The sequence below is a fragment of the Actinoallomurus vinaceus genome (assembly GCF_039542055.1).
GTDB classification, from domain to species: domain Bacteria; phylum Actinomycetota; class Actinomycetes; order Streptosporangiales; family Streptosporangiaceae; genus Actinoallomurus; species Actinoallomurus vinaceus.
In genome coordinates this window covers 32339-52050 of the sequence record NZ_BAABHK010000001.1, presented here as the reverse complement: position 1 = coordinate 52050, position 19712 = coordinate 32339, and the positions used below count along the sequence as shown (strand labels likewise).

Here is a 19712-nt window from a genome sequence, read left to right as displayed (position 1 = left end):
CGGCCCCGGCCGACCTCCCGGCGTCGGAGGAGTGACCGGGCACGCTCTGCTTTCGATTCGCTCGCTCATGAGGGCACCCCCTGGACGGTGAGCCATGCGCGCATGCGGGCCACGGCGAGCTCCGGGTCGGGCAGCAGCCCGGCCTGGTCGGCCAGCTCGAAGAGGCGGACCAGGTGCGGGACGGAGCGGGCGCTCTCCAGACCGCCGACCATCCGGAAGTGCGTCTGATGGCCAGCCAGCCAGGCGAGGAACACCACACCGGTCTTGTAGTAGTACGTCGGGGTCGCGAAGATGTGCCGGGCCAGCGGCACGGTCGGCCCGAAGATCCGCTCGTACGCCTCCAGGTCCCCGGCGTCGAGCGCGCCGAGCGCCGCCGCCGCGGCGGGCGCGATCGGGTCGAAGATGCCGAGCAGCGCGTCGCTGTGCCCGACGTCGTCGCCGCGGATCAGCTCCGGGTAGTTGAAGTCGTCGCCGGTGTAGAGGCGCACACCGTCGGGCAGGCTGCGGCGCAGCGCGATCTCGCGGTCGGCGTCGAGCAGCGACACCTTGATCCCGTCGACCCGGTCGGCATGCTCGATGATGATCGCCAGGACGCTGTGCGCGGCGGCGTCCAGGTCGGCCGAGCCCCAGTAGCCCTCCAGAGCCGGGTCGAACATCGGGCCGAGCCAGTGCAGCACGGCAGGCCGCGCGACCTGGCCGAGCAGCCGTCCGTACACGTCGGCGTAGTCGTCCGGGCCCTCGGCCGAGGCGGCGAGCTGGCGGCTCGCCATGATGACCGGCGTCCCGCCGGCCGCCTCGATCACGCCGAGCTGCTCCTCGTACGCCGCGACGATCCGGTCCAGCGGCGCCGGGCCGGGCGGCAGCTGGTCGGTGCCCGCGCCGCAGACGATCCGCCCGCCGCAGGCCCGCGCCTCAGCGCCGCTGCGCTCGATGAGCTCACGCGTCGCCGGCCAGTCGAGGCCCATGCCGCGCTGCGCGGTGTCCATGGCCTCCGCGACGCCCAGCCCGTACGACCACAGGTGGCGGCGGAAGCTCAGCGTCGTCTCCCAGTCGATCGCCTCCGGGTCGGCGAGGGGGTCAACGACGACGTGCGCGGCGGCGTACGCGACGCGCGACGTGGCCGGGGCCGTCGGCCGCGGATGGGCGCGCGGCTCGCCGAGCGTGTACGGGACGATCGAGCCGTCCGCGCGAGGCAGGTCGATCTTCACTTCGCGATCTCCGGGACCTCGACGCGGCGGCCTTCCTTCCAGGAGCGCAGGCCCAGCTCGGCGAGCTGGACGCCGCGCACGCCCGCGTAGAAGTCCCACGGGAACTCGCCGTCGTCGGCGACGTGCCGCAGGAACAGCTCCCACTGCGCCTTGAACCCGTTGTCGAACTCGGCGTTGTCCGGGACCTCCTGCCACTGGGAGCGGAAGTCCTCGGTGGCGGGCAGGTCGGGGTTCCACACCGGCTTCGGCGTCATCGACCGGTGCTGCACGCGGCAGCGGCGCAGCCCGGCGACGGCGCTGCCCTCGGTGCCGTCGACCTGGAACTCCACCAGCTCGTCGCGGAACACCCGAGTCGTCCACGAGGAGTTGATCTGCGCGATGACGCCGCCCTCGAGCTCGAAGATCCCGTACGCGGCGTCGTCCGCCGTCGCGGCGTACGGCTTGCCCTCCTCGTCGACCCGCTCGGGGATGTGGATCGCACCGAGGGCCTGCACCGACCGTACGGGCGCGATGATGTTGTCGAGGACGTACCGCCAGTGGCAGAACATGTCGGCGATGATGCCGCCGCCGTCCTCCACCCGGTAGTTCCAGCTCGGGCGCTGCGCCTCCTGCCAGTCGCCCTCGAACACCCAGTACCCGAACTCCCCGCGCACCGACAGGATGCGGCCGAAGAAGCCGCCGTCGACGAGCCGCTTCAGCTTCAGCAGGCCCGGCAGGAACAGCTTGTCCTGCACGACGCCGTGCTTGATGCCCGCCTCGTCCGCGAGCCGGGCCAGTGCGAGGGCCTCCTCGACGTCCTCGGCGAGCGGCTTCTCGGTGTAGATGTGCTTGCCCGCCTCGATCGCCGTCCGGATGGCCGGCGCCCGGGCGCTGGTGATCTGCGTGTCGAAGTAGACGTCGACGTCCGGCCGGGCGAGGGCCTGGCCGAGGTCGGTGGACCACTCCGTGAGCCCGTGCCGCTCGGCGATGGCGCGCAGCTTGGCCTCGCTGCGGCCGACCAGGATGGGCTCCGGCCACAGCACGGTGCCGTCGGCGGTCGTCAGCCCGCCCTGGTCGCGGATCGCCAGAATCGAGCGGACGAGGTGCTGGCGGTACCCCATCCGGCCGGTCACGCCGTTCAGGACGATCCCGATGGACCTGCGTGCCATCCCTGTGTGTTCCTCTCTGCGGGTGCCTCGGTGTCCGTCGGACCGGCGTCGCCGGTCCGACGGCCGAGGGCTCGGTCGGTGGCCGGGGTGGTCGGTCCGGTCAGTCGGCGGCCGACGCGGCGCCGAGCAGGTCGCGGATACGGCCGGTGGCGCGGGCGAACTCCGGCCGCGCCATCGTCTCGGCGTAGTCGCGCTCGTCCGGCAGGTCCACATCGATGATCTCGGCGATCGTGCCCGGCCGGTCGGTCATCACGACGATGCGGTTGGCGAGGTACGCGGCCTCCGCGATCGAGTGCGTGACCAGCAGCACGGTCGTCCGCGTCTCCCGCCAGATGCGGTTGAGCTCGATGTTCAGCTGTTCGCGGGTGAGCGCGTCCAGCGCGCCGAACGGCTCGTCCATCAGCAGGACCGGCGGCTCGTGCAGGAGCGCCCGGCACAGCGCGACCCGCTGCTGCATGCCGCCGGACAACTCGTGCGGGTAGGCGTCCTCGAACCCGGTGAGCCCGGTCATCGCGATCAGCTCCGCGGTGCGCTCGCGAGCCCGCGCGGCGGGCATGCGACGCATCTCGGCCTGCAGCAGGATGTTGCGCCGGGCGCTGCGCCACTCCAGCAGCGCGGCCCGCTGGAAGACGTACCCGATGTCATGGCGCGGACCCGTGACGGCCTCGCCCCGGAGCCGTACGTCGCCGGACGACGGCTTGAGCAGTCCCGCGACCAGCTTGAGCAGCGTCGACTTGCCGCAGCCCGACGGGCCGACGATCGCGACGAACTCGCCCTCGGCCACGTCGAGCGACACGTCGCGCAGCGCCGTGACGTCCTTCTTCTTCGTACGGAACCGTACGGCCACGTCCTCGAGCCGGACACTGCCGCCGCGGCTCGCTTCCTTTTCGGTCACTGATCCTCGTTCCCGTGTGCTCCCGGGCCCGGCCATCGTCGTCACCTCTTCCGTGGTCGGTCAGCCCTGCGGGGCGGCGGATGAGTCCCAGTACGCCGACGGCGGCTGCGCCTTGGTGATCAGACCGGCCTGGGTGAAGACGCCGATGGTCTGCTGCCAGTCGGCGTCGGTGTTGACGCCCGGGGCCTTGCCCTTGGTGGCGTTCGTGTGCAGGAGTGACAGCGTGGTCTGGAACTGCTGGGTCAGCACCGTCGGCGACGGGAGCTGCTGGGACGCGCCCTGCATGGCGGCGACGGCGTTCGCCGGGTCCTTCTCGGCCGCCGCCCACGCCTCGCTCGTGGCCGCGGACATCCGCTTGACCAGGTCCGCGCTGCTCTTCAGCTTCCGGTCACCGACGAGCAGGCCGTTGGAGTAGAAGTTGAGCCCGAAGTCGGCGAACTTCAGGACCGACACCTGCTTGCCGGACTTGGCGGCCATCGTCGGGCCCTGGTCGTTGGCATAGCCGATGAGGCCGTCCGTCTTGCCGGAGATGACCGCGGCCATCTTGCCCGCCGGGTCGGTGTTCTGCAGGTGGACGTCCGAATCGCTCAGGCCGTTCTTCTTCAGGAACGCCGGGAACGTCCGCGACGGGGCGTCGCCGGCCGTCGCCGCGATGGTCTTGCCCTTCAGATCCGCGGGCGTCTTGATCGCCTTGGCCGAGAAGAACTGCACCGCGGCGGGGGTGGTCTGCATGTAGACGCCGATGCTCTTGACCGGCAGACCCTGGCTGACGCCCGCCAGCAGCGCCGGGGTGTCCGCCCAGCCGAAGTCGGTCTGGCCCGCGCCGGTCGCCTGCACCGTCTTCTGCGAGCCCTGCCCCGCCTTGATCTCCAGGTCGATGCCGTGCTTCTCGAAGATGCCCTGCTTCTTGCCGTAGTAGAACGGCGCGTGCTCGCCGTAGGGGTACCAGTTGAGGGTCAGCGTGACCTTGTCGAGCTCCTTGCCCGAGGCGCTCTTGGACTTGCCGCCCCCTCCCCCGCACGCGGCGGTGAGCGCCACGATGGGGACCAGGGCGAGGGCGAGGCTGCGCAGTTTCATATCGTCTCCGTCGGGTTGGTCAGGTCTCCGTCAGGCAGGTCGCGGGGCGTCGTACGCGGTGGGTCAGTAAGTGGTGGTCACGGCGGAGCCGCGACGGCTCGCGTGCCACGGCAGGAGCAGCTTCTCGGCGAACTCCACGAGCACGAACAGGACGACGCCGATCAGGGACATGACGAGCAGACCGGCGAAGAGCATGGGGGTGTCGAGGTTGCCGTTGGCCTGCTGGATCACGTATCCGAGGCCCTCGTTGGCCCCGACGAACTCGCCGACGACGGCACCCGTGACGGCGAGCGTCACGGCGACCTTCAGCCCGGAGAACAGGTGCGGCAGCGACGCCGGGAAACGGATCTTGGCGAAGGTCTGCAGCGGGCCCGCGCCCATCGTCGCCGACAGCTGGATCATCTCCGGGTCGACCGCCTTCAGCCCGGTCACCATCGAGATGACGACGGGGAAGAACGCGATGAGCACCGCGACGACGACCTTCGGAGCGAGGCCGAAGCCGAGCCAGACGACGAGCAGCGGCGCGATCGCGACCTTCGGGATGACCTGCGCGAACAGCAGGACGGGATAGAGCGTCTTCTCGATCGCCGTGGAGTACACCATGACGACGGCGGCGAGGACGCCGATGATGGCGGCGATGACGAAGCCGAGCAGCGTCTCGTACGTGGTGACCCAGGTGTGGTGCCAGATGTAGCCCGCCTTGTCGCTCATCACCTGGAACGTCTTGGCCGGCGACGGCACCAGGTAGGCCTCGACCAGCTTGGCGGCGGTGATCACCCACCAGGCGACGAAACAGGCGACGAGCAGGGCCACGGGCCGCCACGACCGCAGGACCGCCTCGCGGAACCGCTCGCCCGGCCCGGGTCTGTCACGCTCGGCGACTCCGGCCACCGGAACACTGGACGTGGTGCTCTGACTCACCATGAGCTCCTCCGTGCTCGGACCCGCGCTCGGGCTCAGAAAGCGCATTCTGAAAGCGCTTTCTGCTACCGTAGGGACGGCGTACGGTGCGGTCAAGAGGGGTCCCGATCCCGATCTGGGTCGCACGCTCACGGCATGCTGGAGCCAGGAGGGCGCACAATGGGGGACGAAAGGCCGGAGCGGCCGACCAGAAGCACCCGAGCGACGACGCGCGCGCCGAGCCGAGCCGCCCGTGGTCCGACCCCCGACGTGAGCCCCGACGGCACGGCCGACAGCAGCGACTCAGGGGATGGCGTGACAGGCGACGGAAGCAGCGCAATAGGCGCCGATGGCACGGGAGGCGCAGGCGGCATCGCGAGCGGCGGAAGTGGCGCGGCAGGGGCCGGGGCCGGCGGCACCCTGAACCCAGGAGTGGGCGCCGGAGGCGCGCACGTCACACTGCAGGACGTCGCCCGGCGGGCCGAGGTCTCCCTCGCGACCGCCTCCCGCGTGCTCAACGGCACCACCCAGGTCCGCGCCGACCTGCGCGAACGCGTGCTGGCCGCCGCCTCCGCGCTCGCCTACGCGCCCAACGCGCACGCGCAAGCGCTCGCCCGCGCCTCCAGCCAGTCGATCGGCCTGATCTGCCACGACGTCAGCGACCCGTACTTCGCGGCGATCGCCCGCGGCGTCACCCGCACGGCGGCCGAGCACGGCCTGCTCGTCATGCTCGCCAGCACGTTCCGCGACCCGGCGCGGGAGGTCGACTACGTCGCCATGCTCCGCGCCCAGCGCGCCCGCGCGATCCTGCTGATCGGCTCCGGCTTCGAGGACCGCGAGTGGGAGCGGGCGATGAGCGCCGAGCTCGACCCGTACCTGCGGACCGGAGGCCGCGTGGCGGTCCTCAGCCGCCACCGCAGCCTCCGCGTCGACACCGTCCAGCCGGAGAACCGGGAGGGCGCCGCCGCCCTCGCCCGCGCCCTCCTCGACCTGGGCCACCGCGACTTCGCCGTGCTCACCGGGCCCCACACGCTCACGACCGTGTCCGACCGGCTGGGCGGCTTCCGCGACGCCCTCGCCGAGGCCGGGGTCGACCTCCCCGACGACCAGATCATCGGGGAGTCCTTCACCCGCGACGGCGGCTACGCCGCCGCGACCGAGCTGCTCCGCCGCGGCTTGCGGGCGACCTGCGTGTTCGCCCTCACCGACGTCATGGCGATCGGCGCCCTGTCGGCCTTCCGCGACCACGGCGTCGACGTGCCGAGCCAGGTCTCTCTGGCCGGCTTCGACGACATCCCCATCGTCCGCGACCTGGTCCCGCCGCTGACCACCGTCGCCCTGCCGCTCGAAGAGCTCGGCGAGCGCGTCATGAACCTCGCCCTCCGCGAGCCCGCCCGCCGCAGCCGCGTCGAGCGCATCACCGGCGAGGTCGTCCTCCGCGCCAGCACCACAGCCCCTCGCCGCTGGCGCGCCGGGTAAGCGTCTCGCCTGGGCTGAACGCCGCTGTGTCACGATGGGCTGGGCCCTGATCGATCATCCAGCGATGTCGGCTCGAACGTGAAGGAGACGATGTGAGTTATCCACCGGCGCGCTACGAGGGCGAGCACGGCGAGGTCAGCGCCACCTACCGGCCGGCCGACCACGAGCCCGAGGTCACCTACCGGTCCGGCAACACCGTGCACTATCTGGCGACCGGTGCGTCGACGGGCGGGCTGTTCGGCATGTATCGCTGGGAGTTCGGGCCGAAGCCGAGCGGACCGAGCGCGCACTTCCACCGGTCGATCTCCGAGTCGTTCTACATCCTCAGTGGAACGGTCCGCATCTACAACGGCGAGCGCTGGATCGACACGGTTCCCGGCGATTTCGTGCACGTGCCCGCGGGCGGCATCCACGCCTTTCGCAATGAGTCCGGGGAACCCGCCTCGATGCTGCTGCATTTCTCCCCGGGCGCGCCGCGCGAAGGCTACTTCGAGGGCCTCGCCGCGGGGCTGGACGGGATGAGCGACGAGGAACGCGCCGCGTTCTACCTGCGCCACGACAACCACTGGATCTGACGCGCTCGTACGGGCCGATCCGCCTTCCTCCGGCACGCGAGGGAGGCGGATCGGTCGTACGGGGGAGGCCGGAAGATGGCTCGCACCGGCGATCCCCCGGCGGCCGGAGATCCCGAGGATTGCGGCATCACCCCACGTCCTCGGGAGTCGCCGTGAACATCAGCAGGATCTCTTTCGTCGCCGCACCAGCGCTCGTGGGCGCGTACGGCGTGGCCCGTCTGATCGACCGCCAGAGCCGCTTCGGCTGGACGTTCGGCCACGTGCTGATGCTGACCGGTCTCGTGCTGTTCGGCTCGGTCATCCTCGGATTGCGCCGGCTCGCTCCGGGCCGGACCGCCACGGCGTTCGCCGCGATCGGCCTGATCGGGCTGGCCGCCTCGATCACGCAGATCGGCATCGACATCGTCGTCGGCCTGCTCGCCCGCGACGCCGCCGACAAGAGCCGGATGTTCGACCAGATCCAGGACGTCCCCGGCGTGATGCCGGTCGTCTACACCATCGTGCCGATCCTGTTCTACGTCGGGCTGCTCGGGCTCACGATCGTGGCGGCCGTGGTGAACGCGCGGGTCGTTCCCTGGTGGACGCCCATCCTCATCCTGGCCGGCACGGTCGCCGCGGCGGCGAGCCTGGACTACATTCCCGCGACCGGCGTCCTCTACGTCCTCGCGCTCGCACCGCCGGCCGTCCGCGGTTCGCACCGCGCCGCCCACGCACTCGTGTGACGAGCCAACGGCTTTCACCGACAGAATGTATGAAGCCGGACACTGGGAAGATGCTCACGTGAGTGCGCTCAAGGCGTGGGACCGCCTGTCCCCTGGCGTGCGGCCGTACGTCGCGGATGCGGGGGTCGCCCTGCTCGTGCTCGCCGTGCTGTACGCCCCGCTGGTGATCCCGCGGCCGGAGCAGCCGGGTCCGTTCTCACCGTGGGTCTGGGTGCTCATGGCGGGCGCCTCGTTGCCGCTCGTCCTCCGGCGGCGGTTCCCCATCCTCTGCCTGCTCGCCATCTTCGTGTCGCTGATGGCGTACAACATCCGGAACGACGGGCCGTCGGAGCCGATCGCCTGGGGAATCCTGGTGGCCCTCTACTCGCTCGCCTGGGTGGGGCGGAAGTGGCATCGGATCTTCGCCGTCGTGCTGGTCACCGTGACCAGCGTGGCCACCATGAAGAGCCCGACGACGGCACTGATCGGGCTGCTCACCGGCTCGGCCGCCCTGGTCCTCGGCACGCTCGCGCAGCGCCGGGAGCAGCGGCTGCAGGACCTCGCCTACCGTGCCGGCCAGCTGGAACGCGACCGTGCGGCCGAGGCCGCCCGCGCGGTGGCCACCGAACGCGCCCGCATCGCCCGGGACATGCACGACGTGCTGGCCCACGCCGTCAGTCTGATGATCGTTCAGGCCGAGGCGGGGCCGGTCGCGGTGCGTACGATGCCGGACCGGGCGGAGAAGGCGTTCGACGCGATCGCCGCCGCCGGCCGGGACGCGATGACGCAGCTCCGCCGTACGCTCGGCGTCCTCAAGGAGGAGCAGGACACCGGCATCCGTGCCCCGCAGCCGACCGCCGCGGCCATCCCCTCGCTGGTGGCCCAGGTCAAGGAAACCGGGCTGGCCGCGTCCTACGCGGTGACCGGCGACGCGGGCCGGCTGACGGCCGACGCCGAGGTGGCCGCGTTCCGGATCGTGCAGGAGGCGCTCACCAACACGCTCAAGCACGCGGCCGCCACCAAGGTCGCGGTCACTCTGGACTGGGGAGAGTCACTCGTGATCACTGTTCGGGACGACGGAACCGGCTCGGGCACGCTCGGCGGCTCCGGCCACGGGCTCATCGGGATCCGGGAGCGCGCCCTGGCCTGCGGCGGCACCGCCTCCGCGCACGGCGGCACGGGCGGCTTCACCGTCACCGCGACCCTGCCGGTGGTGGCCCCGTGACCGTCAGCATCGTCATCGCCGACGACCAGGAGCTCGTGCGCAGCGGCTTCGCGATGATCCTGGACTCCCAGCCCGACTTCACGGTGGTGGCCGAGGCATCCGACGGCGCGGAGGCGGTCGCCGCGGTGACCGAGTACGCCCCGGACGTGGTGCTGCTCGACATCCGGATGCCGCGCATGGACGGCATCGAGGCGGCGCGGCGGATCTGCGCCGGTTCCTCCAGCCGGGTGCTGATGCTGACGACGTTCGACCAGGACGACTACGTGTACGACGCGCTGTACGCCGGCGCGAGCGGGTTCCTGCTCAAGGACGTACGCCGGGACGACCTCGTCCACGCCGTCCGCGTGGTCGCGGTGGGCGAGTCCCTGCTGGCCCCGACGGTGACCCGCCGGTTGATCTCCGACCTGGTCGCGCGGCGGCCCCGCTCGGACGTCTCCCCCGCGACCGGCCTCGACGCGCTCACGAGCCGGGAGAAGGAGACGCTCGTACTCCTAGGCCGTGGCCTGTCGAACTCCGAGATCGCCACGGCCATGGTCGTCAGCGAGCACACGGTGAAGACGCACGTGAGCAACGTGCTCGCCAAGCTGGGCCTACGCGACCGCGTCCAGGCCGTCATCGCCGCGTACGAGTCCGGCCTCATCGTCGCCGGCTCCTCCTGACCGCCCCCGGCGCGGTCAGGCGACCGGAGCGCCCATCGGCGGCGGAGTGGGCGGCGGCGGCGGAGTGGGCGGCGACGGCGACGTGGGACGCGGTCTGTTCCAAGCGTCGGTGATGCTCTCGAGCCCACGGTTGACGCCGAGACCGGCCAGGACGATCAGACCGGTGACGAGGCTCGTCACCCAGAAGGAGACGTTGTTGTAGACGATCAGGGTGCCGATGAGCGCGACGACCATGAAGCCGAGAAGAGTGCCGAAGACGCCGGCCCGCCGCCCGAACACGCTCGTACCGCCGAGCAGCACGACCGCGAACGCCGACACGGTGAGGTTCGCGCCGTTCGCGGCGTCGGCCGCCTGAAGGCGCATGACCAGGGCGATACCGCCCAGTCCGGCGAGGAAGCTCGATCCGGTGAGGCCGGCGATGGCCCCCAGACCGTCCCACACGCGCAGGCCGCCGGGGTCCCGGCCGGCACCGAGCCGTGTGCGCACGGCAGGGACCAGCCACAGCGCGCCGCCGCCGACCGACACCAGGGCGAACAGGGCGAACCACAGGGCGGTGGGGTAACTTCCGCTCCCCAGGCGCAGCGGGATCATCCCGCGGTTGGAGGTCAACCCGAGGATCGCCGCCTGGATGACGGTCGCCGCGCCGAACGTCGCCGCCCATCCCGGCACCAAGAAGACGGCGACCAGCAGGCCGAGGACGAACCCGATGACGGTCGCGAGCAGGACCGCCGTGATCATGGCGACCGGTTTCCCCCACCCGTGCTGGGTCACGAGTGAGGCGGTCAGCACGCCAGTGAACCCGGCGATGGGGCCGACGGCGAGGTTGGGCGAGGCCGTCCGCATCGAGAACGCGAGCCCGGCGGCGGCCAGCCCGAGGTACCCGGCCTGGGAGAACGCGGCGGTGAGATTCTGATGGGGCGTCATCACCAGAGTGGCGGCGATGAGCACGACGGCGATGAGGGCGAGCACGCCCTCCCAGATCAGGTGGACGGCGAGGCGATCCCGCTCGGCGGGATCGGCGAAAGGCGGCCAGGTTCCCGGCAGGGGCGGCGGTCCGGGGGCTCCCGGCGGTCCGGGGGGTTCCGGTGGGGCGGGCCATGGCCCCGGCGGATTGCCCCACGGTCCCTGCCCGTACGACCAGGGCGGCGGACCGGCGTACGGTCCGGCGGGCGGCTGCGGCGGTCCCGGTGGGGGCTGCTGGGATCCGGCGGGCGGCTGCGGCGATCCGGGCGGGGGCTGCTGGGATCCGGCGGGGGGATGCTGCGCCCCGGGCGAGGGCGGCGATCCGGGGGCCGGCCGGTCGGGAGGAACGGAAGTGGGCTCTTCGCGCGGTTCCGGTTCGTCGGGGGACTGACTCATGATCGCCTCCCAGGACCCTGTATGGCGCGTGAGTCTAATGAACGGAAGCGATCACCGATAGAGCCGTTTCCGGCCACCGCGCGAGGGTCACGGCGGGCGCGCGACCGTCGCGAGCGGCGGGGGTGCGTACGGGGTTCGCTGTCAGAACGGTTCGGGTTCACCGCCCGAAATCCGGCTTGCCTCCGCCGTCGTCAGGCCTCGGGGATGCCGAACTCGGCGCGGTCGGCGTCGATCAGGTCTCCCAGAAGCGCGATGGTGGCGGCGGCCAGGTCCGCCACGGCGGCGTCGGAGGCCTGTGACTCGCTTTCGAACGCGCGCCGAACGGTTCGCGCGAGGAGGTCGGCCCGCTGCTCGGGGCCGTCCACCGGCGAAGCGCCCTCGGCCCGCAGGAAGCCCTCGAAGGTCGCCTGGTAGGCGTAACCGACCTCATCGACGCTCAGGTCGTCGCGCAGCAGGCCGTGCTCGGCGAGCAACGCGAAGTATCCGCGCATCACGCTGCTGTGCCGGTCATCGCGTGCGGTGTCGGGTGAGGCGGTCAGCTTGCCGAGCAACTCGGGGTCGCCCAGCAGGAAACTGCGCAGCAGCGGCCGGTTCACGATGGCCAGGAAGTAGGTGTGGGCGAAGCGGTGCAGCAGGCACGTCCGCGGGTCCTGCCGCAGGGCCTGGCATAGCTCGTCCACCGCGTGGAGCACCTCGCGCGCGAACACCGCACCGAACAGCTGTTCCCGCGCTTTCCAGTGCAGATAGACGGTGCCCTTACCGATGCCGGCTCCGGCGGCCACGTCGTCGATGGTCACCCGCCGGTAGCCGTGGCGCAGCAGCAAATCGGCCGCCGCGTCAAGGATCCTCGCGGCTCGTTCGGCTCGCTGCCGGGGGTCCCGGAGTCGTTCGGAAGAGGCGCTCACACGCGGACCATATGACCAGATGGCGAATCTAGTCAATCTTCGGTTAGTAGTTGACCAAATTTCAAAAATAGTCATATGGTCACGTCGACACAGCGGCACCCCGTGCGAACAGGAGCGATCCATGAACACCGCCATCGACACTCGCGACAAGACCGTCCTGGTCACCGGCGCCACCGGGAACCAGGGCGGCGCCACCGCCCGCCACCTGCTCGCCGCCGGTTGGCGGGTCCGCGCCCTCGTCCGAGACGACACCGCGCCGACGGCCATCGCACTCGCCGCCGCCGGCGCCGAACTCGTCCGCGGCGACCTGGACGACCGCACCTCCCTCGACGCGGCGGCACGCGGCGCGTACGGCATCTACAGCGTCCAGTCCGCCAACCCCAACGAACTGGCCCAGGGCAAGAACGTCGCGGACGCCGCCAAGGCCGCGAACGTACGGCACCTGGTCTACTCCTCGGTCGGCGGCGCCGAAAGCCAGAACGGCTTCTACCTGGAGCGAGGCTGGGGACCGATCGAAAAATGGCAGGTCGAAGGGCACATCCGCGACCTGGGCCTCCCCGCGACGATCCTGCGCCCCGCCGGGTTCATGGAGGACTTCACCAGCCCGGCCCGGTTCTTCCAGAACGGCTCGCTCAACGTCTTCTGGCACGACGGCGTGGTGATGCAGCTCATCGCCATCGACGACATCGGTGCGTTCGCCGCGCTGGCCTTCGCGAACCCGGACGAATACGTGGGCAGGGCCATCGAGATCACCGGAGACAGGCTGACCGCCCCGCAGATCGCCGCGGCGCTGAGCACGGCGGCCGGCCGCCCGGTACCGCACACCCGGGTGCCGCTCGACACCCTGTGGGAGCACGCCCCTGAGGCCGCCAAGGTGTTCACCTGGGCGAACGAACGCTACTTCGACACCGACGTCGCGCCCCTGCGGAAGGCCCACCCAGGCCTCATGAACTTCGCCACCTGGCTGGACCGATCGGGCAAGGCCCGGCTCCTGGAGCAACTGGACTCCCTGCCGGCCTGACCGGTTTCAGGCCCCCGGGTCACGGCCGGTGGGAGCGTACGCGTGGCGGTCGCCCGTCAGGACGACGGTTCACGCTTGCCATTGAGGATCCAGCTCAGGTCGACCGTACGGAACGCGATCGAGCGGTGTGATGAGGCGCTGTTCACGTTCTCGTTGACCTCGACCAGGGCGCCGATGCGGTGGTTCGCGAGCGTCGCCATGCTGGAGTAGCCGCCTTCCTGGTAGGAACTGCTCTGCCCGGGCAACGGCGCGTCACCGAAGGCACGGGCGATCGGCCAGGTTCGGCCGGCGTTGTAGCTGATGCGCACCGTCATCCGCGTCCGGGTCTTCGTGCTGGCCGAGTTCAGGAACACCAACCGGGACGGTTTGCCGACGTTGTACCGCAGCGTGGACGCGCCGCAGCCGTTCGTCGGCTCCAGCAGCGCCTTGTCGGGGGCGAACGCCGTGAATCCGCCCTCGATGGTCCCGCGGGCCACTCTTCGGCGCTTCGTGGTGGCCCAGTACTTCTTGAGTGGCCGGTCGTTGCGGTACAGCGTGCCGTCGGCGAGCTCGGCGATCGTGGACTCGCCCGTCTGCTCCTCGTACGCCTTGGTGGACCTGTGGACGATGCGCCGCACCTTCCAGGTCCGGCCGCTGTCGTCGCTGTAGATGTTGCGGAACTGCGCCGGGGCGATCAGCCGCCCGGGGTGGCTCACCGTCGTCTGGATCCCCGTCCCCGGGCCCACGGCGTCCCACGCCCAGGTCTTCCCGTTCGCGAGCTTCTTCGGCTTGAGCTTCGCCGTCATGTCAACGGGCTTGCTCCAGGTGAGGCCGTCGTCGCGGCTGCTCGACAGGTAGACCTTCCGCTGCCCCCACTGCGTGATCCTGGTCGTACCGTGCCCGCCGGTCTCGCTGTAGTGGGCCGAGTTCCACGACATGAACAGCCAGATCCTGCCGGTGCGCAAGTCCGCCACGGGAGTGGGGTTCCCCCACGTGCCGGCGCCCGACCCGACGACCCGCCGCAGCGAGGACCAGGAGGCGCCGCTGTTGGTGGAACGCTTGTAGACCAGGTCGATGTCGCCGTAGTCGGCGCTGCCCTTCACCCTGCCCTCGGCGAAGGCGAGGACCGTGTTCTTCTTGGTACGCACCACCGCCGGGATGCGGAACGAGTGGTATTTGACCCCGCCGACCGCCTCACGCCCGCCGTCGAAGAGGACCCGCTCGGAGTGACGCTGCGCGGCGGCCGATCCGGCGACCACGGCCGACCGGACCGCGGCAGCCTGACTCGACCCGGTCCCGCCGATCGCGACCGCGACCCCGGCGGTCACCACCCCGGCCGCCGCCACCATGGCGACGCGCGCTCTGTCCCTGGTGACCGCTCTCATCCGCATTGCCCCTTACCCCCCGGTTTGATCATGAACGGCGGTAAATATAGCCAGCGCCCGGGGCTACCGTGGACCGCTCCAGTGCTGATGGCGCCGCTGTGCTCGGGAGGAGTGCCGTACGGAGACCGCCGAATGGGCCGAACTCGGGCGAGGCGGTCCGGCGCGTACGGCGTGCTCGGTGGCGGAGCGCGGTTTGCGTCGGCGGATGACGGCTGGCAGCGTGCGTCTACATGGATGAGGATCGCGACTCCGCGCTGTCGCAGGCCGTGCTGCTCCGCGAAGAGGGGCAGGCCGAGCAGGCCCGCGTGCGGCTGCTGGAACTCGCCGAGCGATACCCGGAAGACGCCGAGATCGCCTATCAGACCGCGTGGGCGCACGACGTGCTCGAACTGGAGGCGGAGGCGGTCCCCTTCTACGAGCGGGCGCTGAACGGTTCCGGCCTGTCGATCGAGGACCGGCACGGGGCCTTCTTGGGGCTGGGCAGCACGTACCGGGTGCTGGGCCGCTATGAGTCGTCGGCGGCGATGTTCCGCCGAGGGTTGGCGGAGTTTCCGGGGGACGCGGCGCTGACCACCTTCCTCGCCATGGCCTCCTACAACCTCGGCGAGTCCCGCGACGCGGTGGGGAGCCTGCTCAAGGTGCTGGCCGAGACCAGCGGCGACCCGCGCATCCAGTCGTACCGCAGGGCGATCGGATACTACGCCGACCACCTCGACGAGATCGTGTAACCCGCTCACCTCCAAGGGTGAGACGCGGGTCGCCGGTCCTCGGATCAGCCGGTGACGAACGTCATTCCGCGGGCCTTGAGCGCGGAGTAGGAGGCGGCCGCCGAGGCCTTGTGGTTGCTGTTGTCGGCCGGGTCCCACCAGAAGATGGTGTTGCCCGAGTAGCCGTAGGCGAGGATCGCGTGACCCTCCTTGCTGCCACCCTTCTGCCACGGCGTGTGGTTGCTCCACACCGAGGCGTAGACGCCGTGCTTGCGGTTGATGGACGCCTTGATCTCAGACAGGAGCCGTGAGGAGGATCCGGCGGTGTTGAAATCGTAGATGTGCCGGCCTGCCACCTGGTTGAGCGTCTGCAGTGCGGCGCGGGAGGTGGTGCCGTTCTTCTTCGTGGTGTGCATGTGGCCGGCGAGCTGGGACTGGGTCGGCAGCCTCGAACCGCTGCGGTGCATCGACAGCATGGCCCGCACGACCGCCGGGACGCACCACCAGTCGCGCTGCTGCATCTGCCTCTTGATCGACAGCTGCTTGCCCGCCTGGATCTGGACCTGTGCGGGAGCGGAGGCGGCGGACACCTTGGCGGGAGCGGGGGCGGCGGACGCTTGGGCTGCGGCGCCGAGGGGCCCGACCAGGGCGGCGCTGAGAACAGCGACGCCGATGGCCGTACGACGAGACCTACTCATGGGGGGACTCCTCAATTCGGGTGATCAAGGAGTCTCGTCGCCGTGCCCATCCGTCGACAGTGGCCACGGCCCTAACCGCCCTTAGGCCCCCAGCCCTATGCCTGCCTGCTACGCGGGCAAGCGGCTCGGGCGGGCGGCTCGGGCGGGGCGCCGGAGCCTGGAGCGGCGAACCGGGCGGTGCCGCGGCGGGACAAGCGGCGGCGCGGGGAGTCGTCGAGCCACGTCCCTGGACCCGTTCGCACACAAACTCTCGCCCACGCGGGCGTTTCCGCAGGTGGCGATGGTACGGCCGGAGGGTTTGTGTGCGAGCGGGACCGATTCCAGCGCTACCGTACGTGGATGGCGTGGAAGGGGCCGACGTACCGGTTGGTGGATGGGGAGCGTATCGACGGGGCGTGGTGCCACGTCTGGGTCAAGGGCTATTCCGGCTACCACATGGACGACCTCGTCGCCTACGCGGACGGTTTGATCAGGTGCGGGGAGACGTTCGACCTTGAGGAACTCCGCCGGAGGCTCGAGTCCGGAAAGGTCGCTCTCAGAGATCCTGAACGTTCAGTGCCGGAGCGCCCCAAGCAGACGCCGCGGTGGTCGGCCCGCTATCCGGAGCCAATCACGAACGAGGGTTTCCTGGGCGAGGTCGGCGACGAGATCGAAGCACTGAACGGTCGGCCGACCACTTCGAAGCTGTGCTGGGAGGCGATCAAGCGCTACCAGCGGGAACCTACCGAGGACAACCGGTTGCTGGTCAGGGAGGCGTACCTGGCGATCCCACCGCACAAGCGGGTGTACGTGCTGGGTGACATGGACCGGCAGGACATCCCATTGCGGCAACTGGTCACTGATATCGGTGAGCCGGTGGGCGGCGACGGGCCGATCGCCACCGCGGAGATGCATCGCACGGTCCTGGAGTACTTCAATGCCGGCGATCGAGGAGTGGAACAGAGCCGTGAGCATTACGCGGTCCTGTACGCGGACGATCCGGTAAAGGCCGGGGCAGCGGCGATCACGTTGCATGAGCGCGTCAATCCGTCGACCGAGCCGCCGGAACATCCGGACCTGTGGGCGCTTCGCAACGAGTTCCCGGCCCCGTTCTCCTACAACGGCCAGACCTACCCCACGATCATCCATGGATATTGGGCTGTCGCGGCCGCCGACCGCTCCGATCACGACCGGATCCGGGACGCCGCCACCGTCCACGATGCGCACGAGACCGGCGGCCGTTGCGCTCTGCGGCCGAACTGGGCCATGGCCCGTACCGCCGTCATGGCCGACCTGCTCCGAGCCAAGTTCACCCAGCATCCCGAGCTGGCCGAGATTCTGCTGTCCACCGCGGACGCGCGGATCAGTTACACCGGCATCTCCGAGTCACCGTTCTGGACCGATCGCGGTCCCGGCGAAGGACGCAACTGGGTCGGGCGTTTGCTCGAGCTGATCCGAGCCGAGCTCGCCCAGTCAGACAAGTAGTCGCCCTTACAACCGCCACTCGGCGTCAGCGGACCCGGCTCATCGAGAGGCCGAGCCCAAGTGCTGGCCGTAAACGTGGACGGTCTGGCCGCGGTATTGGATGTCGCGCAGGTGGCGGTGGCCGATCCGCTCCGCGACGGCTATGGAACGGGGATTGTCCGGCAGGATGACGCAGATCACTTCCTGTGCGCCCAACTCCTCGCGGCAATAGTCCAGAGAAGCGCGGGCCGCCTCTGTGGCGTAGCCCTTTCCCCAGTGTTCTCGTGCCAGGCACCAGCCGACTCCCAGCCCCGGAAACCCGTGGGGCTGCCAGGGCCCGGCGCGCCCTACGAACTGGCCGGTGGCCTTCTCGACGAGCGCCCAGTGGGAGTAGCCGCGGATCTCCCGGTGGCCGATGAACATGGCGAGACTTCGCCAAGCGTCGGCGGGTGAGGTGCCGACACTTTCCGCCAGCCCTCCCGCGACCTCCGGATCGGCCAGCATCGCAGCGTAATCGGCGAAGTCGTCGCCCGTCAGCGGTCGCATGATGAGTCGATCCGTCTCCAGCACAGTCATGACCGAAGTATCCGTTAGGAGGTTGGTATCCGCATCCGATCCACGGCGTGGCCTTAGGAACACCGTCATGGCCAGCGGGGCAGGAGCTCGAACCAGACCGCTTTTCCGTGCGCGGTGGGGTGCCAGCCGGCGTCGGTGGACAGCGCGCCGACGATGAGGAGGCCGCGCCCGCTCGTGGCGTCGAGCGCCGGATCCTTGGCGGCCGGTGGAGCGCCGGACGGGTCGTGGACCTCGACGCGCAACCGGTCGCCGTCCCGGATCAGCAGGAGCCGCAGCGTCGACCCCGGCATCGCGGCGGCGTAGCGGACCGCGTTGGTGACGAGCTCGCAGCCGAGCAGTTCGGCGGTGTCGGCGGCGTCGGGAATCCCCCACGCGTGAGAGACCGCCGTGAGAAAACGGCGGGCGGGCGTCGCCGATTCGGGTCTTATCGGGAGTCGTATCTCCCCCAGCAGCACTCCTCTAATCTCCCCGCGCTCCCATGCGATACGACGTTCTTCTACTCGACGCACAACCGGCACCGCCCCTCGTGATCTCTCCGATTCCGCCGATTCGCCACCATCCTGACCACGGGTAACTACGCTTGGTGCTGGCATCGATACCCAGCATGGAATGCCTTTCACTTCATGAATTCGCCGCGCACTGAAGTGAGGCTCCGTGAACCCCCCGGAAAGCAGTACAGAAAGGGACATAGATGCGCAGTCCAACGCTGATCGCGCTCGGTTCCGAACTACGCCGCTACCGACTCGCCGCCGGCAACATGACCCAGGGCCACCTGGCCAAGCTGATCAACTACTCAGAAGGGATGATCAGCAACGTCGAGACCGCCCAGAAGGCCCCCCGTCGCGACTTCGTCGAACGCTGCGACCAGGCCCTGAGCACCGGCGGAGCACTCATGGTGCTCCACGGCCTCCTCAAACACGAGACCCACCCCGTCCAGTCGTTCGCTCACTACATCGAAGCGGAGCGGCAGGCCGCAGGCATCCATATGTGGGATGTCGTCGTGGTTCCGGGCATCTTCCAGACGCCGGAGTACGCCCGCGCCCTGCTCACGGCGGGTCTACCGGCCGCCCGGCCCGAAGTCATCGACGATCTGGTCACCGCGCGGATCGAACGCCAGGAAATCCTCAATCGCGATAAGCCACCCATGCTGTGGGCGATCATCGACGAGTCGGTCATCCGCCGCGCAATCGGCGACAAAGAAACACAGCACGCCCAACTCGACAGACTGGCCCAACTGGCGAACCGGCCAGGAATCAACATACAGATGATCCCTCATGCCACCGGGGCGCACGCGGGCCTCACCTCAAGCTTCTTAATTCTTAGCTTCGACGGCTCGCCAGACCTGGCTTACAGTGAAGATCCGGCAAGCAATCACCTCCACGAGAAGCCAGAACTAGTCAAAACGATGTCCGAAACCTACGAGGCCCTACGCGTCGTCGCGTTGCCGGTATCCGCGTCGTTGGATCTAATCCGGCAGGTTCAGGAGGAGCTGTGAAACAGCAGAACGTCGAATGGCGTAAGTCCAGCCGCTCGGGTGCCAACGGCGGGACGTGCGTCGAGGTCGCCGTCGTCACCACCCGACCGTGATCGGCGGAGCCATGCTCACGGCAACCATCAGCGGATGGCATAAGTCCAGCCGGTCCGGTGCCAACGGCGGCGACTACGTCGAAATCGCTGTCGTCGCCACCCGACCGTAAAGGCGGCCCCTTCGCCTCAGACACCGCCAGGGGGTGCCTGAGGGGCGGGGGTCAGACCTTGCGGATCGTGATGGC

General features: G+C 69.9%; 22 protein-coding genes. 11 read left to right on the top strand and 11 right to left on the bottom strand.

Features of this window, described 5'->3' with window-relative positions:
- Positions 1 to 65: 65 nt before the first annotated feature.
- The 5 genes from ABEA24_RS00265 to ABEA24_RS00245 form a co-directional block, all read right to left on the bottom strand.
- The gene (locus ABEA24_RS00265; RefSeq protein ID WP_345428051.1) at positions 66 to 1208 is read right to left on the bottom strand and encodes a dihydrodipicolinate synthase family protein; all 1143 of its coding nucleotides are present in this window, start codon (positions 1206 to 1208) and stop codon (positions 66 to 68) included.
- Entirely contained in the window at positions 1205 to 2356 is a 1152-nt protein-coding gene (locus tag ABEA24_RS00260) for a Gfo/Idh/MocA family protein (protein ID WP_345428049.1), read from the bottom strand. The genes ABEA24_RS00265 and ABEA24_RS00260 overlap by 4 nt, the downstream gene beginning before the upstream one ends.
- A 100-nt stretch (positions 2357 to 2456) precedes the next feature.
- Positions 2457 to 3251, bottom strand: a complete 795-nt coding sequence (locus ABEA24_RS00255; RefSeq protein WP_345428047.1) for an ABC transporter ATP-binding protein — start codon at positions 3249 to 3251, stop codon at positions 2457 to 2459.
- 60 nt (positions 3252 to 3311) lie between these two features.
- Positions 3312 to 4328 carry an ABC transporter substrate-binding protein gene (locus ABEA24_RS00250; protein WP_345428044.1) on the bottom strand — a complete coding sequence of 339 codons (1017 nt, stop codon included), beginning with the start codon at positions 4326 to 4328 and terminating at the stop codon, positions 3312 to 3314.
- 63 nt (positions 4329 to 4391) lie between these two features.
- Positions 4392 to 5252, bottom strand: a complete 861-nt coding sequence (locus tag ABEA24_RS00245) for an ABC transporter permease (protein ID WP_345428042.1) — start codon at positions 5250 to 5252, stop codon at positions 4392 to 4394.
- A 291-nt stretch (positions 5253 to 5543) separates the two neighbouring features.
- On the opposite strand from ABEA24_RS00245, the gene ABEA24_RS00240 reads away from it, so the two are divergent.
- The 5 genes from ABEA24_RS00240 (at position 5544) to ABEA24_RS00220 (ending at position 9867) form a co-directional block, all read left to right on the top strand.
- Positions 5544 to 6707 (top strand): LacI family DNA-binding transcriptional regulator, encoded by a 1164-nt coding sequence (locus ABEA24_RS00240; protein WP_425551123.1) that lies wholly within the window; start codon positions 5544 to 5546, stop codon positions 6705 to 6707.
- Positions 6708 to 6799: 92 nt separating this feature from the next.
- Positions 6800 to 7282 (top strand): cupin domain-containing protein, encoded by a 483-nt coding sequence (locus tag ABEA24_RS00235; protein WP_345428040.1) that lies wholly within the window; start codon positions 6800 to 6802, stop codon positions 7280 to 7282.
- Between the two features lie 152 nt (positions 7283 to 7434).
- Positions 7435 to 8004, top strand: coding sequence for a hypothetical protein (locus ABEA24_RS00230; RefSeq protein ID WP_345428038.1), 570 nt, complete (start codon positions 7435 to 7437; stop codon positions 8002 to 8004).
- Positions 8005 to 8062: 58 nt separating this feature from the next.
- Complete coding sequence (locus ABEA24_RS00225) at positions 8063 to 9208, top strand: sensor histidine kinase (protein WP_345428036.1); 1146 nt, start codon at positions 8063 to 8065, stop codon at positions 9206 to 9208.
- Positions 9205 to 9867 (top strand): response regulator, encoded by a 663-nt coding sequence (locus ABEA24_RS00220; RefSeq protein ID WP_345428033.1) that lies wholly within the window; start codon positions 9205 to 9207, stop codon positions 9865 to 9867. Before ABEA24_RS00225 ends, ABEA24_RS00220 begins: the two co-directional genes overlap by 4 nt.
- A gap of 15 nt (positions 9868 to 9882) precedes the next feature.
- On the opposite strand, the gene ABEA24_RS00215 is transcribed toward ABEA24_RS00220, so the two are convergent.
- Together ABEA24_RS00215 and ABEA24_RS00210 are read right to left on the bottom strand one after the other, a co-directional pair.
- On the bottom strand, positions 9883 to 11226 hold the full coding sequence (locus ABEA24_RS00215) for an ABC transporter permease (protein WP_345428031.1): 1344 nt from the start codon (positions 11224 to 11226) through the stop codon (positions 9883 to 9885).
- Between the two features lie 191 nt (positions 11227 to 11417).
- Positions 11418 to 12131: a TetR/AcrR family transcriptional regulator gene (locus ABEA24_RS00210; RefSeq protein WP_345428029.1), complete on the bottom strand. Its 714-nt coding sequence runs from the start codon at positions 12129 to 12131 to the stop codon at positions 11418 to 11420.
- 121 nt (positions 12132 to 12252) lie between these two features.
- On the opposite strand from ABEA24_RS00210, the gene ABEA24_RS00205 reads away from it, so the two are divergent.
- Positions 12253 to 13152 (top strand): NmrA/HSCARG family protein, encoded by a 900-nt coding sequence (locus ABEA24_RS00205; protein ID WP_345428027.1) that lies wholly within the window; start codon positions 12253 to 12255, stop codon positions 13150 to 13152.
- Between the two features lie 56 nt (positions 13153 to 13208).
- Here the strand turns inward: ABEA24_RS00205 and ABEA24_RS00200 are convergent, their stop codons facing one another.
- Positions 13209 to 14516 (bottom strand): sialidase family protein, encoded by a 1308-nt coding sequence (locus tag ABEA24_RS00200; protein WP_345428024.1) that lies wholly within the window; start codon positions 14514 to 14516, stop codon positions 13209 to 13211.
- A 230-nt stretch (positions 14517 to 14746) separates the two neighbouring features.
- Between ABEA24_RS00200 and ABEA24_RS00195 the strand changes: the two genes are divergently transcribed.
- Positions 14747 to 15244, top strand: a complete 498-nt coding sequence (locus tag ABEA24_RS00195) for a tetratricopeptide repeat protein (RefSeq protein ID WP_345428022.1) — start codon at positions 14747 to 14749, stop codon at positions 15242 to 15244.
- A gap of 44 nt (positions 15245 to 15288) precedes the next feature.
- Here the strand turns inward: ABEA24_RS00195 and ABEA24_RS00190 are convergent, their stop codons facing one another.
- Positions 15289 to 15921, bottom strand: a complete 633-nt coding sequence (locus tag ABEA24_RS00190) for a C39 family peptidase (protein ID WP_345428020.1) — start codon at positions 15919 to 15921, stop codon at positions 15289 to 15291.
- Positions 15922 to 16260: 339 nt separating this feature from the next.
- Here ABEA24_RS00190 and ABEA24_RS00185 point away from each other — a divergent pair, with 339 nt between their 5' ends.
- Positions 16261 to 17385: an NADAR family protein gene (locus tag ABEA24_RS00185; protein ID WP_345428018.1), complete on the top strand. Its 1125-nt coding sequence runs from the start codon at positions 16261 to 16263 to the stop codon at positions 17383 to 17385.
- A gap of 39 nt (positions 17386 to 17424) precedes the next feature.
- Here ABEA24_RS00185 and ABEA24_RS00180 read toward each other — a convergent pair whose 3' ends face one another.
- Together ABEA24_RS00180 and ABEA24_RS00175 are read right to left on the bottom strand one after the other, a co-directional pair.
- Entirely contained in the window at positions 17425 to 17940 is a 516-nt protein-coding gene (locus ABEA24_RS00180; RefSeq protein WP_345428016.1) for a GNAT family N-acetyltransferase, read from the bottom strand.
- Positions 17941 to 18005: 65 nt separating this feature from the next.
- Entirely contained in the window at positions 18006 to 18395 is a 390-nt protein-coding gene (locus ABEA24_RS00175; RefSeq protein WP_345428013.1) for an ATP-binding protein, read from the bottom strand.
- A 236-nt stretch (positions 18396 to 18631) separates the two neighbouring features.
- Between ABEA24_RS00175 and ABEA24_RS00170 the strand changes: the two genes are divergently transcribed.
- Genes ABEA24_RS00170 through ABEA24_RS53360 form a run of 3 tightly spaced genes read left to right on the top strand, consistent with a single transcriptional unit; the run spans position 18632 to position 19637 of the window.
- Positions 18632 to 19435 (top strand): helix-turn-helix domain-containing protein, encoded by an 804-nt coding sequence (locus ABEA24_RS00170; RefSeq protein ID WP_345428011.1) that lies wholly within the window; start codon positions 18632 to 18634, stop codon positions 19433 to 19435.
- A complete protein-coding gene (locus ABEA24_RS00165) occupies positions 19432 to 19527 on the top strand; it encodes a DUF397 domain-containing protein (protein ID WP_345428010.1) in 96 nt (31 codons plus the stop codon). Before ABEA24_RS00170 ends, ABEA24_RS00165 begins: the two co-directional genes overlap by 4 nt.
- Positions 19528 to 19538: 11 nt before the next feature.
- Positions 19539 to 19637, top strand: coding sequence for a DUF397 domain-containing protein (locus ABEA24_RS53360; RefSeq protein ID WP_425551122.1), 99 nt, complete (start codon positions 19539 to 19541; stop codon positions 19635 to 19637).
- The last annotated feature ends 75 nt before the right edge of the window (positions 19638 to 19712 follow it).